General features: G+C 37.0%; 14 protein-coding genes. 7 read left to right on the forward strand and 7 right to left on the reverse strand.

Annotated elements, in window-relative coordinates; all coding sequences use genetic code 11:
- Positions 1 to 290: 290 nt before the first annotated feature.
- From ACQ2HF_RS00575 to ACQ2HF_RS00590, 4 genes are all read left to right on the forward strand, one after another.
- Positions 291 to 986: a hypothetical protein gene (locus tag ACQ2HF_RS00575; protein WP_432411568.1), complete on the forward strand. Its 696-nt coding sequence runs from the start codon at positions 291 to 293 to the stop codon at positions 984 to 986.
- Positions 987 to 1,220: 234 nt separating this feature from the next.
- Positions 1,221 to 1,730: an RNA polymerase sigma factor gene (locus ACQ2HF_RS00580; protein WP_432411569.1), complete on the forward strand. Its 510-nt coding sequence runs from the start codon at positions 1,221 to 1,223 to the stop codon at positions 1,728 to 1,730.
- Between the two features lie 54 nt (positions 1,731 to 1,784).
- Positions 1,785 to 2,696, forward strand: a complete 912-nt coding sequence (locus tag ACQ2HF_RS00585) for a FecR family protein (RefSeq protein ID WP_432411570.1) — start codon at positions 1,785 to 1,787, stop codon at positions 2,694 to 2,696.
- 118 nt (positions 2,697 to 2,814) lie between these two features.
- Positions 2,815 to 5,247: a TonB-dependent receptor plug domain-containing protein gene (locus tag ACQ2HF_RS00590; RefSeq protein WP_432411571.1), complete on the forward strand. Its 2,433-nt coding sequence runs from the start codon at positions 2,815 to 2,817 to the stop codon at positions 5,245 to 5,247.
- Here ACQ2HF_RS00590 and argS read toward each other — a convergent pair whose 3' ends face one another.
- Together argS and ACQ2HF_RS00600 are read right to left on the reverse strand one after the other, a co-directional pair.
- The gene (gene argS, locus ACQ2HF_RS00595; RefSeq protein ID WP_432411572.1) at positions 5,248 to 7,026 is read right to left on the reverse strand and encodes an arginine--tRNA ligase; all 1,779 of its coding nucleotides are present in this window, start codon (positions 7,024 to 7,026) and stop codon (positions 5,248 to 5,250) included. It lies immediately after the preceding gene.
- Positions 7,023 to 7,163, reverse strand: coding sequence for a hypothetical protein (locus tag ACQ2HF_RS00600; protein WP_432411573.1), 141 nt, complete (start codon positions 7,161 to 7,163; stop codon positions 7,023 to 7,025). The genes argS and ACQ2HF_RS00600 overlap by 4 nt, the downstream gene beginning before the upstream one ends.
- Before the next feature lie 41 nt (positions 7,164 to 7,204).
- Between ACQ2HF_RS00600 and ACQ2HF_RS00605 the strand changes: the two genes are divergently transcribed.
- Together ACQ2HF_RS00605 and ACQ2HF_RS00610 are read left to right on the forward strand one after the other, a co-directional pair.
- Positions 7,205 to 7,810, forward strand: a complete 606-nt coding sequence (locus tag ACQ2HF_RS00605; RefSeq protein ID WP_432411574.1) for a DUF2652 domain-containing protein — start codon at positions 7,205 to 7,207, stop codon at positions 7,808 to 7,810.
- A 10-nt stretch (positions 7,811 to 7,820) separates the two neighbouring features.
- Positions 7,821 to 8,252 (forward strand): hypothetical protein, encoded by a 432-nt coding sequence (locus tag ACQ2HF_RS00610; RefSeq protein WP_432411575.1) that lies wholly within the window; start codon positions 7,821 to 7,823, stop codon positions 8,250 to 8,252.
- A 71-nt stretch (positions 8,253 to 8,323) separates the two neighbouring features.
- On the opposite strand, the gene ACQ2HF_RS00615 is transcribed toward ACQ2HF_RS00610, so the two are convergent.
- On the reverse strand, positions 8,324 to 8,527 hold the full coding sequence (locus ACQ2HF_RS00615; RefSeq protein WP_432411576.1) for a hypothetical protein: 204 nt from the start codon (positions 8,525 to 8,527) through the stop codon (positions 8,324 to 8,326).
- Between the two features lie 114 nt (positions 8,528 to 8,641).
- On the opposite strand from ACQ2HF_RS00615, the gene ACQ2HF_RS00620 reads away from it, so the two are divergent.
- A complete protein-coding gene (locus ACQ2HF_RS00620; protein WP_432411577.1) occupies positions 8,642 to 10,066 on the forward strand; it encodes an SDR family oxidoreductase in 1,425 nt (474 codons plus the stop codon).
- A gap of 303 nt (positions 10,067 to 10,369) precedes the next feature.
- Here ACQ2HF_RS00620 and ctlX read toward each other — a convergent pair whose 3' ends face one another.
- The 4 genes from ctlX to ACQ2HF_RS00640 form a co-directional block, all read right to left on the reverse strand.
- Entirely contained in the window at positions 10,370 to 11,311 is a 942-nt protein-coding gene (gene ctlX, locus ACQ2HF_RS00625) for a citrulline utilization hydrolase CtlX (RefSeq protein ID WP_432411578.1), read from the reverse strand.
- A gap of 67 nt (positions 11,312 to 11,378) precedes the next feature.
- Entirely contained in the window at positions 11,379 to 12,188 is an 810-nt protein-coding gene (locus ACQ2HF_RS00630; protein WP_432411579.1) for a hypothetical protein, read from the reverse strand.
- A gap of 32 nt (positions 12,189 to 12,220) precedes the next feature.
- On the reverse strand, positions 12,221 to 14,407 hold the full coding sequence (locus ACQ2HF_RS00635) for a T9SS type A sorting domain-containing protein (RefSeq protein ID WP_432411580.1): 2,187 nt from the start codon (positions 14,405 to 14,407) through the stop codon (positions 12,221 to 12,223).
- A gap of 86 nt (positions 14,408 to 14,493) precedes the next feature.
- Complete coding sequence (locus ACQ2HF_RS00640) at positions 14,494 to 15,408, reverse strand: dimethylarginine dimethylaminohydrolase family protein (RefSeq protein WP_432411581.1); 915 nt, start codon at positions 15,406 to 15,408, stop codon at positions 14,494 to 14,496.
- Positions 15,409 to 15,418 lie beyond the last annotated feature (10 nt).

Below are 15,418 nucleotides of genomic sequence, written 5' to 3' on the forward strand. Positions count from 1 at the left end.
TTTCTTTTGTTGGGTTGCAGTAGCGATGTTACCTGAGTAACCACCGCAGAAAAAATATATAATATAAGAATAAATCAAGCAAAAAAACTTTTAACTTTACTTACGATGTGGTAGTAATATTGGCTGAAAAATAGGATACTTTCCAAAAATTTACTGAATCTTTTATACAGCACGATACAGATGCAGAGGCAACTTTTATTTATTACTAAAGATGTATTTTATAGGGTGGCTTTTGATAAATAAAAAACCAATTTTGTCGCCTACTCGTTTATATTTTAAGACTAAACACTATGATATTTAAAAAAAAATTTAAGCTACTAGTACTACTAACGCCACTTTTGCTATTATCCTGCGTTTCAGAAACCGAACGGGGCGTTCTGGATGACATTGCTGAAGTATATAATGGTGATGTTACCTATACCAAAAGTTTTGTAAGCAACACCAAAGGCAAAAATACTACCTTCAATGTCTTTATTAAAAATAGTACTTTGGGAGATACCTTGCCGCGCACGGTAAGCACTGCAAATGCTGCCGTAATGATTTTTGATGCCTTAACTGATGATGAGAAAACAGAGTATTCTCATGTTCAGGTTTCCTTCATAAGCACGGCAAGCGATACGCTTGGATATACTTACAAAGTATCAGAACTGGCACCTGTAAACCATAAATCGAAGATCTTCCACGATTTTTCAAAACGCATTGTCAACAAAAATTTTGAAGGCCTGGATGCTTTAAAAAGCAACAAAGACATTCCGAAATCGATGTCGGTTAATATAAAAAGCGGACTTTCAAACACAGAAAAAGAGCACGGATTAATACAGAGTTATACGCTCTTCGGTATTGCTGAAGAAACAGATGATATTGGTAAATTATATCAATTTCAAAGTTATTTGCTTTTTGCAGATGGCCATACACTTAAGTATCTAGTGGTTATAGATGCTACCGAAGGAAATGATAAGATAGTTGGATATAGATTCTTCGATTAAATTTCAGTAAAGTAAAAAAGCCCATCTGCAAAATAAATTGCAACATGGGCTTTCACATTAACCAACCGAATCTTCTTCATAGCAATTCAGTTTCCTTCGTTTCATAAATTCGAAACAAATTTTAGATAAGGACAGCTCGTTCTAAAAAACTGTTCCTTACTACTATAACAATTTACGAGAGAAATTATTACCTGGTTTTTATATTTAATTTTTTCTATAAGTTTACACCCAGCTATGGAAGAAAAAAAACACGTTTGCGAAGAACGCACTTACGACACCATTTATAGAGAGCACGCTCAAGCCATTCGAAATTTTATATATTTTAAATGTGGCGATAAGGACAAGGCTTATGATGTGGCGCAGGAAGCTTTTATTAAATTATGGGAAAATTGTAAAAAAGTTTCGCCAGACAAAGCCAAATCATATGTTTATACCGTAGCCAACAACTTGTTTTTAAATACAGTAGCACACAAAAAGGTAGTATTAAAATATGTAGAAAGCCACCAACCTAACGTGGAAAAACATTCGCCTCATTTTTTACTGGAAGAAAAAGAATACGGAGAGAAACTACAACTGGCCATTGCCAATCTAACCGAAATACAAAGAGAAGCATTTCTATTAAGCCGTGTGGAAGGAAAAAAATATAGGGAAATTGCCGAAATTTTGAATATTTCGAACAAAGCGGTGAGTAAAAGAATTCACGACGCTTTGGAAGCCCTTCGCAAAACAGTAGAAAAAATTTAACCCATAGGTAGTAAAAAAGGATCATAACTGTTTAACAACTAGAACCAAGTAACTATGAATACGCAATTATTGGACAAATGGCTTAACGGCACCCATACCGCCGAAGAATTGGCTACCCTGGAAACCTATCCAGAGTTTGCTGCCTACCAAAAAATTGACGCGTACGCGCAAAAAATTGAAATGCCTTCTTTTAATACCGAGATGGGTTTACAGGAATTAAAAGAAAAATTGAACACAAAAAGTAAGAGAACTCCAAAAGTGAGAACCTTGCCAGTGTTGCTGAAACTTGCCGCTGTTCTAGCTATTATAGCAGCCTCCTATGTTTTTATAAATTCATTATCCACAACAGTTACTACCCAGCTAGCCGAAACTAAAACAATTGTCTTACCAGATACTTCGGAAGTACTACTAAATGGTATTTCTGAAATATCTTATAAAGAAAATTCTTGGGAGGATCATCGAGAATTAAACCTTTCTGGAGAAGCCTATTTTAAAGTTGCCAAAGGAAAAAAATTCACCGTACACACCTCTCAAGGTGACGTTGAAGTGCTGGGGACGCAATTTAATGTATTGGAAAATGGCACTCATTTCAGTGTTACGTGTTACGAAGGGTTAGTAGCCGTCACTCATAATGACAAGACCATTAAATTAGTTAAAGGAAAAAGTGCCGCCATATTAGATGGCTCCCTGCAAATGACTGAAGTTTTCACTACTAAACCAGAATGGATTGCTAACGAAAGTAGTTATGACGATGTAAGTATCACCAATGTGCTTAAGGATTTTGAAACCACATACCATACTACCGTGACAACTAAAAATATTGATGTAACTTTACGGTATACAGGTAGCTACACGCACAAAGACTTAGAGGCTGCCTTACAAACTATCACCATTCCACTAGGATTAACTTATACTATTGAAAGCGAAACAAGTATCATCATTACATCTAAAAATACTTCCGAATAAGAACTTATTTCGGTACGGCTTCCTTTTGCTTTTTACAACCTTCTCAGTTGTTTCTCAAACTCCATCTGAAAAATTTCCGATTTTAAAAACCCTTAAAGAAGTTGAAAAATCTTTTGATGTGAAATTTTCATACATCCGAAGAGATCTTAAAAACATTAAAGTTGAAAAACCTTCGAAATCCTTAACATTAGAGCAAACATTAGGTGAGCTTTCTGTTTCCGGAAACCTTCAGTTTACACAAATAAACGAACGTTATATTGCGATACAGGTAAAACAAGCCGTGAAAATTTCAGTTTGTGGTATTCTTATAGACTCAGAAAGTAGTTTCCCTATTGCAAATGCCGAAATTATTACTACCAACGCCATTACAACAAGCGATAGCGGAGGAAATTTCAACATAGTATCTGTTTCAGAAAATGAAATTATAAGCATCCTAATAAACGGATTTTTAGCACGCAGCATCAATGCGCAAGATCTTGCCCTTCAAAATAGATGTCCTTTTGTATATGTATCGCAAGACTATACTTACTTACCAGAAGTTGTTTTAAGCGATTTTATCACCAAAGGAATTTCTAGAAATATCCAAGGAGCCACCACCATATCAAACAAAAATTTCGATATTCTTCCAAGTCTTATTGAACCCGATGTTTTACAAATTGCCCAGGCATTACCAGGCATTGACAGTGCAGACGAAACAGCCGCCAACCTCAACGTTCGTGGTGGGACATCCGATGAGTTTTTAATACTTTGGGATGATATTAGAATGTATCAAACAGGACATTTTTTTGGACTCATTTCGGCTTTTAACCCTAATCTTACCAAGAATGTCACTATTTACAAAAATGGAACAAGTCCTCGCTATGGAGAAGGTGTTTCTGGCGTCATTGCACTAGAGTCCAACAATACCATTCCAGAAAATTTCCAGGGCGGATTGGGAATAAACGTAACAAGCGCCAATGGGTATGGAGAAATTCCTATTTCAGAGAAATTTTTACTCACTATTTCTGGAAGAACCTCTATTAATACTGGGATTGGGAATCCTGTGTATAACGAATTTTTCAGTAAAGTTTTTCAAAATACGGTGGTGACTACGCTACAGAATAATACAACAGACGGTGTGCGTTCTACAGATGAAGCTTTCAACTTTTTTGATGTTTCGGTAAAAGCACTCTGGAAAATTACACCTCGAGATGAGGTGAGTTATCATTTTCTTGCCATAGATAATAAATTACAATTTACGGAGCGGTTTATAGCAACTGGAAACTCTTCTGTGTTAGAAAGTGAACTGGAGCAACAAAATACCACCAATGGGTTTTCCTGGCAACGCAACTGGGGTAGCAAAATTCCGCTTACTTCAAAGGTATTGTTGTATCAAAGTAATTATAACCGTAGTGAGTTTACAAATAATGTAGACTTATCCTTGCTAGCCTCCAACCAAAACAAAGTCACCGAAAAAGGTTTAAAAGCAGACGTCTCTTATAAATTAAGTGAGCAAATAACGATAACTGGTGGCTACCAATACACCGATACTGAGATTGTGGATGCTGAAACAGACAGCAATACGCCAACAATTGAATCTCAAGAAAACAGCTTGTTTTCAAATGCTTTCTTTGCTGGCAGTACGCTTAGTTTTTTTAATGGAACTACGAATGTTTCTTCGGGACTTCGGTTTACGCACTATGCTACTATCTCAGAAAGTTTTGTAGAACCTAGATTTCATATAGATCAAAAACTGAATGCTAATTGGCGCGCTACGGTATCTGGTGAATTAAAGCACCAGGCTGTCTATCAAACCGTAAATAGAGATGACAATTTATTGGGAGTTGAAACCCGTGATTGGTTACTAGCAAATGCTAACAACAACAAAATTTTACAAAGCAAACAATTGGGAGCTGGTATAAATTATAGTAAAAATAACTGGATTGTTGCGACAGAATTTTTTCTAAAAAACGTAGAAGGCATTAACACGGCAAATCTTGGTTTTAGAAATCAATTACAGGAAACGAGTTTTACTGGCGAGTATACTATAAAAGGGGCCGAAGTTTCTCTCAATAAAAAATTGAAAGACGCTAATATCTGGCTGAGTTACACCTATCAAGATAACACCTATACCTTTAGACAATTTAAGCCCGAAACTTTTAGAAATAATCTAGACAGTAATCACTCTTTAACGGTGGCAGGCTCCTACGATTATAAAAATTTCAGTTTTTCGTTGGGGAATACGTTTAAATCTGGACTGCCATACACGGCTCCTGTTGCTGGTAATCCCGTCTCAACAGTTGGTGGAATTTCAACAATAAATTACAACGCTCCTAATAATAAAACGCTTCCAAGTTATTTTAGAAGTGATTTTTCGGCATCGTATGCTGTAAAACTGGATGAAACTTTTAGAGGAAAAATAAACATAGCCGTGCTAAATATTTTCAACAGAAATAACGCTTTAAACAGGTATCATATCCTAGAAAATGTAGAAGGGGTTCCCACGATTCGCCGTGTAGATGAATTCTCCCTTGGCTTAACACCCAATATTTCGTTGCAGTTGTTGTTTTAACTACATCTTATCCGGCACTTGTATTCCAAGTAACGAAAAAGCTGTTTTAATCACACTTCCAACAGCATCACATAGGGAAACTCTAAAGGCAATTTCAGTAGAATGTTCGGCACCAAAAATAGATACGTTTTGATAAAACGAATTAAACTCCTTCACCAAATCATAGGTATAATTTGCCACCAGCGCAGGACTGTAATTACCCGCCGCCATCTGTATCACGTCTGGAAACTGCTGTAAAATTTTAAGGAGCTTTTTCTCTTTTTCGTGTAGTTCCATTGGCGCTTCGATTGCGCTCAGGATGATATCGTGATTAGCCTTTCTCAAAATAGATTGAATACGCGCATAGGTATACTGAATAAAAGGCCCTGTATTTCCTTGGAAATCGACACTTTCTTCCGGATTGAAAAGAATTCGTTTTTTAGGATCTACTTTTAGGATATAATATTTAAGGGCGCCCAAACCAATAGTTTTGTACAAATGCGATTTCTCTTCAGTTGAAAAATCATCAATCTTCCCAAGCTCTTCTGAAATTTCCTTGGCAGTAGCTGTCATATCATCTATCAAATCGTCTGCATCTACTACGGTTCCTTCACGGCTTTTCATCTTTCCCGAAGGTAGATCTACCATCCCGTAACTTAAATGGTATAAATTTTCAGCCCATTTAAAACCGAGTTTCTGTAAGATTAAAAACAGTACTTGAAAATGATATTCCTGCTCGTTTCCAACGGTATAAATCATCCCATTTATATCTGGAAAATCCTTTACACGTTGGATGGCGGTACCAATATCCTGCGTCATATACACAGCCGTTCCATCACTACGCAACACAATTTTTCTATCGAGACCATCTTCGGTTAAGTCACACCAAACAGAGCCGTCTGGGTCTTTAACAAACACGCCCTTTTCAAGACCCGATTCTATAAAATCTTTTCCCAGTAAATAGGTTTCACTTTCGTAATAGTTTTTGTCAAAATCTACGCCTATACTTTTATACGTAGCATCAAAACCTGTGTACACCCAGCCGTTCATTTTTTCCCAAAGTGAAACAACTTCTGCATCTCCAGCTTCCCATTTTTGAAGCATTTCCTGAGCTTCAATTAAGATGGGAGCTTCGGCTTTTGCTTCTTTTTCGGTTTTTCCTTTTTCAACTAGCGCATTAATTTCCTTCTTGTATTCCTGGTCAAATCGCACATAATAATTACCCACCAGTTTATCACCTTTTAATCCAGAAGATTCTGGTGTTTCCCCTTCACCATATCGTTCCCAAGCCAACATACTTTTACAAATATGAATCCCACGATCGTTTATAATTTGTGTTTTATAGACTTTTTTACCAGCCGCTTTTAAAATTTCAGCAACCGAATAGCCTAACAACACATTACGCACGTGGCCCAAATGTAAGGGTTTGTTTGTATTGGGAGAAGCATATTCTACCATCATCGCATCCTGAGTGATTGCAACCATACCGTAGGTTTTAAAATCCTGAATAGTAGTAAAGAAATCCAGGTAATACGCATCGCTTAACACCAAATTTAAGAAGCCTTTTACCACATTAAATTTTGAAACTTCAGTTACATGAGCTACCAAATACTCACCAATGGCCTCCCCTATTTGCACAGGATTGCCTTTTACCGAACGTAGCATTGAAAAAATAACCACGGTTATATCGCCTTCAAAATCCTTACGAGTAGCTTGAAACTCTACGTTTTCAAGGGTGACATTATAGGTTTCGGTAACGGCTTTTTTAATGTGCTGTGCTAAATTCTCCTGCAAATTCATGGTGGTGTTTTAAGGGTTCTTCGTCGCGCATTTGCTTTGAAGAATGAAGATGCAAAGATAGTTATATTTAAAAAGATAGCGGTTCCTGGCGGAAGTTTCAATAGTAAAATCAACGCAATGTTAATGTGACTTGTCATACAGATTGGCTATTGTATCTTTCAACTCAAATTAAAACGTAATGAAAGCAAGCCCAGCCCTTATTTGTATTCCCGACATTAGCGGGTTTACCGAGTTTATGCGCGCCGTAGATATTGAGGTAAGCTCACAAGTAATTCCTGCCTTACTCAACGAGATTATTTATAGCAACAAGATAAATTTGAAAGTTTCAGAGATTGAAGGCGATGCTGTTTTGTTTTTTAGAAAAGGAGAACTTCCCTCTTTTCAGGATTTGGTAGATCAGTGTAAATTGTTTTACACTCAGTTTTATGAGCGGATGGATGTCCTGCTGAAAAAATTTAAAGACAAACATAAAGACGTCGATTTCCCTGAAATTCTCGGACTCAAAATAATTCTTCACTATGGTGCCGAAATTGGTATGGTACAAATAGGTAACCATATAAAATTGATGGGCGAAGACGTGATTACGGCACATAGACTGCTTAAAAATGATGTGCCAGTAGATGAATATCTGCTCATTTCAGATTCGCTTTTAAGGCATTACAAAAATCAAAAAATTGAAGAAAGTTGCGATTGGGCACAATTAAATTCTAAAGAACTAGACGTAGAACACCTAGGGACAATTAAATACCATTACATTAATTTAAAGCCATTAAACGGCAATTAAATGTATTCAAATGCTGCTAAATGTCTCCTACAACAACAAACAAATAAGTCAAAAAATTGATGCTGAGGTAGGCAAACCTTTCCCCCTTGCTACCCGATTTAAAATGGGTGGTATTGGTTCTTCAAAATTGATTATTACTGAAACAAGTGTACAAATACATAATCTCCTACTATTAGACAGTAATCGAAATCAATGTAACATTGAAATGCGTCCTAACGGAATTATTGTAGGTTTTAGAAGCTTGTTAGAAAGTTATGCATTGGTTATTCCGTATTATAAATTAGTGCTTTACAAAGGTAAAGCCGAGGAGTATAGTGTGTACAGAGACAACTATTTTATAAAAATTGAAGCGAAGAAAAAAGACAAAGCAACACACAATTTTATAAGTAAAATTTTATCCGCAAAAGCCGATGCTACCCCCTCACGAATCGAGGATGTATAGATTTGATTTTTACTATTACTTTAAAAAACGTACGTTTCTATTCTTTTCTCAATGCTCTTTTTTCTGAGAAATTAGCGTTTCTGCATAAAAGCACCCGCTAACAACGCTAAAACTCCCAATCCTATCATGGCTAGGGTTTGATTGCTTAAACCTTCTTTAGCTGAAACTTCTAAAGGGCCAATATCCAGAACTTCTTGAGGCACAAAAGCATTGTACAACCCGAAGCCGATGAGTACGATACCTACAACAATTAAAACAGATTTTAATATTTTCATAATTGGTTTTTATGTTTGATAAAGATAGTAAACCTAATTAAGCGAATTTAAAGTTTTTATAAAGTCTCCACTTGTTTAATAATGAGAGCGTATCTTTAAACAAATTAATAACACGTGAAAATTTTACTCACCGGAGCCAACGGATATATTGGGATGCGTTTACTGCCGTTACTTTTGGAAGAAGGACACCAAATTGTTTGTTCTGTAAGAAATGCAAACAGGCTTTCTATTACTGAAGATTTAAAAAATAAAATCGAAATTATTGAAATAGATTTTCTTGAAGAAGTACAGCCCGAAAAACTACCTAAAGATATTGATGCTGCGTATTATTTAATTCACTCCATGTCTGCCTCTACCGATGATTTTGATGAAAAAGAGGAAATTTCAGCAAAAAACTTCAATGCGTATCTAGAGCATACCCAATGTAAACAAGTAATTTATCTTGGAGGAATTGTAAACGAGACAAACCTTAGCAAGCACCTTTGGTCCCGCAAGAATGTAGAGGATATTTTATACAACGGTAAAGCAAAACTTACGGTTTTAAGAGCTGCTATTATTGTGGGTAGTGGGAGCGCTTCCTTTGAAATTATACGAGACCTTTGCGAAAAGTTACCATTAATGATCACTCCGAAGTGGGTAAAAACCCGCTGCCAACCCATTGCCGTTCGTGATGTATTAATCTATTTAACCGGAGTCCTCGGAAATGAAAACGCATATGATGAAAGCTTTGATATTGGAGGTCCAGACATTCTCTCTTATAAAGAAATGATGAAAGGGTATGCTAAATCCCGAAATCTACGTATCGCCATAATTGACGTACCATTTATGTCGCCTAAACTATCCTCCTATTGGTTGTACTTTGTTACCTCAACTTCGTACAAACTGGCATTAAACTTAGTGGATAGTATGCGGATTGAAGTAATTACCAAAGACAAACGTTTACAAGAAATGCTAAACGTTGTACCCATTACCTATAATGAAGCGATTGATCTGGCCTTTAAAAAAATAAAGCAAAATGAAGTGGTTTCCAGCTGGAAGGATAGTATGATAAGTGGACGCTTCAGAAATGATTTAAAAAAATATGTAGAAGTACCAGACGAAGGTTGTTTAAAAGATGCGCAAACCATCCAACTTAAAAATCCTGAGAAAGCTTTGGAAAATATCTGGAGCATTGGCGGTAAACGCGGCTGGTATTATGGAAGTTGGCTCTGGAAAATCAGGGGCTATATAGACAAGGTCTTTGGAGGCGTGGGCTTACGTCGCGGACGTACCCATCCCAATAAAATTTATGAAGGTGATAGCTTAGACTTCTGGAGAGTGATTTTAGCAGATAAAAAAGAGCGGCGTTTATTACTTTTTGCCGAAATGCGTGTCCCTGGCGAAGCGTGGTTAGAATTTGCTATAGACAAGAACAACGTGCTCCATCAAACAGCCACCTTCAGACCTCGCGGGCTGTGGGGAAGACTCTATTGGTATGCGATGTTGCCTTTTCATTATTTTATCTTTGCTGGAATGATTGATAGAATCGCTAATTCATAAAATAGAACTTGAATTTGAACTCGAAATTGAAGTCGAAGATGTAAACGGGGTGGTGAAAATTTAAAAATGAATACGTTGCGCAGCAATCATTTTTAAATTTTTGGCGTTACAATTTCCAAGGTATGCAATGTTGCCTTTTCATTATTTTATCTTTGCTGGAATGATTGATAGAATCGCTAATTCATAAAATAGAACTTGAATTTGAACTCGAACTCGAACTCAAAACTGAAGTCGAAGATGTAAAAGGGGTGGTGAAAATTTAAAAAATAGACAGGATTTAACCGCTTCTCAACATCTCAATTCTTATACCACTGCACTACTTTTAGGCAAAAACACCTCAGCCATCATGCAACGGGCACTTCCACCACCACACGTTTCAATAGTAGTAAGGTCGCTACTTAAAATTTTAGTATGTTTTTGTATAGCTCTTACCTGGTCAGGCTTTAAACTAGATCTAGCCGCTTCACTCATAACCATATACGTATGAGTTGCGCCTTGTACTTGGAGCATGTTCCCGGCAAATTGATGCATTTGATCTTCAGTAATAGTGATTACTTCTTTTTTAGATTCTTTTAAATGCTTAAGAACGGTTTTCTTTTCGTGTTTATCGTCTATGGTATCCAAACAGATAATTGCAAAATTTTCAGCCAGTGCCATCATTACGTTGGTATGGTAAATGGGCATACGTTGTTTATGCACGGTTTGATTGGCAGTAAAAACCACGGGGTCGTATTCAAAATCTTCACAAAACTCGATAAACAATTCTTCATCGGCTCTTGGAGATAATGCACAATAAGCTATGTTATTCGCTCTGTCTAACAACAAACTTCCTGTTCCTTCCAAAAACACTCCTTCTTCTTCGGCTGGGGTATAATCCATAAAATTATGAATTTCAAAGCCTTCACTTTCTAAACGGGTCATAATTTCTTCTCTACGCTCGCGACGTCTGTTCTCAGCAAACATTGGGTACAATCCTACCGTTCCGTTTGCATGAAAACTAACCCAGTTGTTAGGAAAAATAGAATCTGGCGTATCCATTTTGAAATCGTCGTTTTCTACGATCACTCGCACACCAACAGCTCTCAATTTTTCTACAAACGCATCAAATTCTTCTTGTGCCTTGGCATTAATATCGAAGTTTTTAGCGTCTATATCTTCTTGAAAATAATTGTTCACTGCAGTTTCTTCATTCATACGGAAGGCTACTGGGCGAATCATTAAAATAGTGTTGGTAATTTGTGGCATGTAGTTATATTTCGAAATGCAAAACTAAGGAAATAGTGACTTAAAATAACATCTAATACCTCAAATATTAATCGGAATTTATTTGATAGCTCACTCCCAATCCATAGGCTGCTCCAAGAAAAGTATTTCTTCCAGCAAATGTATAGGATATTGAAACATAGGCACCTAAATCTGATGAAAATGGTTTGTACAGCGTCCCTCCAGCTTTATGAAAATCTACCCCAAACTCCCTGAAATTTTGTGGAGCTGGTGTGCCACGATAGTTTATACCGCCAAATGAGTGTTGGTAATCGTAATACACATCATAATACCATGCCGAAGTTGCCCTGCCCACTTTTAAAGTTACGGGTACACTATTGGGAACTTCCTCAAATTTTAAGGAAAAACCACTTTGGAGCGTTGCAAACCAAAAGGATTTGCTCGTAAAGTGCAACAAAACCCTAGTTTCAAGAATGGTGGCTTGCTGCCCAATGTCGTTAAGCCCTCCAATGGCATAGTCTGATAGTGGTGTGGAAAAACCTGCTGCAGTACTTATTTCAAAAGTCCCAAAGTTTGAATTGAAACGAAGAAATCTATACTTTAAAAAAGCCGAAAGATCCTGAAGATTACTTTGGTTATTACTGGAAATATATGGTGTAGAAAGGTGTACATCTAGATTATCTGTAATTCCGTAGGCTGTGAAAATAGAAGCATAATAGGTGCTACGCTCCAAATCCAATTTTTTTTCACCTGCCAAATATTTTTTGGAATCTTCAAAACCACCACCCAGTACAACAACACCTTTTTTCTTTCCCTTATAAAAACCATCTATTTTTCCTTGTCCAAAACAGGAAATACTTAAAGATAACAGCACAAAAATTAGAAGGAATAATCGCATACTAGATGTACGAAACTATAAGACTTTTAGATTTATCTATGCACGAGTAATTGTTTGCTAAAAATCCCTTCAGAAGTTTGAATTTTTACCATATACAATCCATCTTCTAAGGTCTGTACATCTAAAACAGGTTGATTTTTATTATTGTTCTGAAGCGACTGTACCTTCCTTGATGCTGTATCAAATACTTCAATAGTTTCAATTTTAAGTGTAAAGGGATGTGCTATCTGAACCGTATGAGCAGCTGGATTTGGATACAATGTGAGTTCATTTGAAACATCAATTTCTTCAACTCCTAAAATTTCCCCGTTAAAATAGGCTTCAGCAAGCGAAAAAGCTTCAAGGCCTATTTGTTCCCCTAATTTTCTCCCAGGAATATCGTCTACCGGTGGATGTATTCCACCCCAAATACGAGATAAACTTGTTTGATCTGAAGCATCACGATAGGTAGCCCACTGTAACGTAAATGGTTCTGAAGGGCCTTTTTCAAAAAACAAAAAGGTGTCTTGTTCTACTTCGAAGGTACCCATACCTCCAGGGAAAAAAGCATCTCCAGTGGCAAAAGTGAGAATTTCAGCAGCAGCTCTTGAATAGGTGGAATGTCCGGACACATACCCTGCAAAGGGTGGCGTAACAAAAGTGCCTCGTTGGTAGGGCCACCATCGCTTTGCCAATATCCAATCTACTCCTGCAATATCCACAGTAGGATCTTTTATATAATCTGGACCTTTCCAGGCAAATACTTTTAACTCACCAACATTTTTATTTTCAAAGCCTGCGAGAGGATCACCCACTTCAATAACCTCAATTAAATCGTCAATAAGGGGAAGGCCGTGAGGATCGAAATTTGCTAGCGTTGGGTCTGTACTTTGTCCTTTTGCCGCCATATACCTTATGGTTGAAATAGGACGAGTATAATCGTAATACCCTTTAATCCCCCAAGTGCTTACAGCCGAATCATGCATAGCACCACCCAGCGTTAAATATAGCTTTACGTCCCATTCCAAATCTGATAGAATGGGTCCTTCGCCTTTAAATCTTTTTTCCAATAATGGATGGTCCGAAACATAATTTAAGACTACAAACCAATGCCCAGGTGGTGTTTCAGAATCCGGTCCATCTGCCCAAAACTCGGCCAACACACGGGCGTAATCACTTAATTTCACCAGTTGAGGTTCATAAGGCATTCCAGTAAAAGGATTTACATCATGACCGTGACTTAATGAGCCACCAGTAGTAAAATTGTAGAAATCTTTATATTCCGAGAACGAATTGGGAAGTTCTGAAATATCCACATTTCCTAAGTTTCCTGGAGAAATATCTATTTGTGTTGAAAAATCTGGATCTAAATGCGATGACCAAGAAAGCACTAATGAAAAATTCCATTTGTAGGGGTCTTCAATACCATTATCTGCAGAGTCTTGTATATAGGGTGGTGCTCCAGGATTCTTGTACACATAACTGGTAATACTACCATTGTTTAGAATCTCTAAGTCTTCTTCTTGCAACGCAAAAGGACTAACTTCGCCCCATTCCGGACCTAAGAAATTAGGAATTCCTCCAGGGATTATATTTCCACTTTGATCTATATAAGATTCAAATGCTAAAGGTTGCCAATGGTCTGGGTCTATATTGAGATTATCTTCGTATTCCTCTAAAATTAACGGCGGATTTACAGGAGCGTAAAACTGATTTGCATAATCGTTTTCTTCGTTGGAATTGTCTTGGAAACCAAACTCTATCATCTTTCGAGCAAGATAATTTCCTAAAGCCGCGTAGGAGCCAGTACTATAATCTGTAGTATTAATAGTTGTATCGTAGCCATAACTAGCCATTAGAGCATCTATAGATGCATAAATATCGTCAACGCCTGGTGAATTTTCAAAACGGTGCCGTATCAATCTATACATCGCATAGCTCATTACTTCCTTTGTTGCTACGTCTGGATTGTTAGGTATTGGCAAACTATTGTATGGTGTAGAAAAACCTTGAAACGTGTTTCCTAATAATACTGGAGACGCGGGTGTATTAAAAATTGCCCATGAATCGTATGTAATTACTGTGCTATGAAAAATATTACGAGCGTGAACGGTGGGTCTGGCAAAATCGTGCCTAATGGCAAATAACATTTCTTCATTCCAATCACGGGCAGGGGAATGTTGCGAGAAGCCGTTTATAAATGTTAGAATCGTAAGAGCAAAAAGTAATTTAAATTTCATAACAATGGGGTACTGGTTATGTAGTTCACAATAGTACAAAAAAATTGGCTATTGCCTTAAAATTTAACGTATTGAAGCCTGTATTATTATTCCCTTATAAGCGGCATAGTAGTACAGCGCAACAAGCCTTCTTGTTTAGAAATTTCAAAATAGGGAACTTCTTCTACGGTAAAACCTTCGGAGCGCAACCAGGTATTTAATCTGGTGAAGCTTTTTTCTGAAATTATAATGTCTTCTGAAATAGAAAAGATATTACTATTCATATAATACATTTCCATGGCATCTATATGGAAGCAATTTTCCTTTCCAAAGTAATCTACCAGCCATTGATACTCTTCTTCAATTAAAAAACCTTCTTTATGAATAATGCATTTTCCTTTCCCGATAGGTTGAAAACAACAATCCAAATGTAAGGCATTGTCTTGCGCAATCGTGTTGCTTTTCCGAAGATTAAAAGATTTTACTTTTTTATGCGGAAAGAGAGTTTGTAAATGCTTTACCGCTTTTATATTGGTTCTTGCTGTGATATAACTTTTATAATCTTCACCATAATACGTACCCACAAAAATATAGTCTCCGTGCGGCATGACGTCTCCACCTTCTATATGTGCATTTTCGGGAAACTCAATAATTTTTGAAGGATCTATCTTGGAAATTACGTGTTGCAACGCTTCAATTTCTCTTGAGCGATCTTCCAGTATGTTGGCGATAATAAATTTATCTTCAATTACAAAAGCGATATCCCTTGAAAATATTTGGTTGTAATCTTCGATCGTACTGGGTCGGTACACCGTGACTCCGTGTTTTTTGAAAACAGCCGCTACGGCTTCCATCTCTTTCACCATATCTTTTTCTACCGGGTATGTACCAGCTTCAATATGTTCTGCCGACTTAGGATCGTAAGCATCTTTAAGTGCAGGGGTAGGGCCGTTGCTTTTTGCAGTTCCTAACACAACTACTTTTAGTGGGGAAAATTCGTTAGTGACTTTTAATTGAATCATAATTTCAAAT

Source organism: Rasiella sp. SM2506 (assembly GCF_050859505.1).
Taxonomy (GTDB): Bacteria; Bacteroidota; Bacteroidia; order Flavobacteriales; family Flavobacteriaceae; genus Marinirhabdus.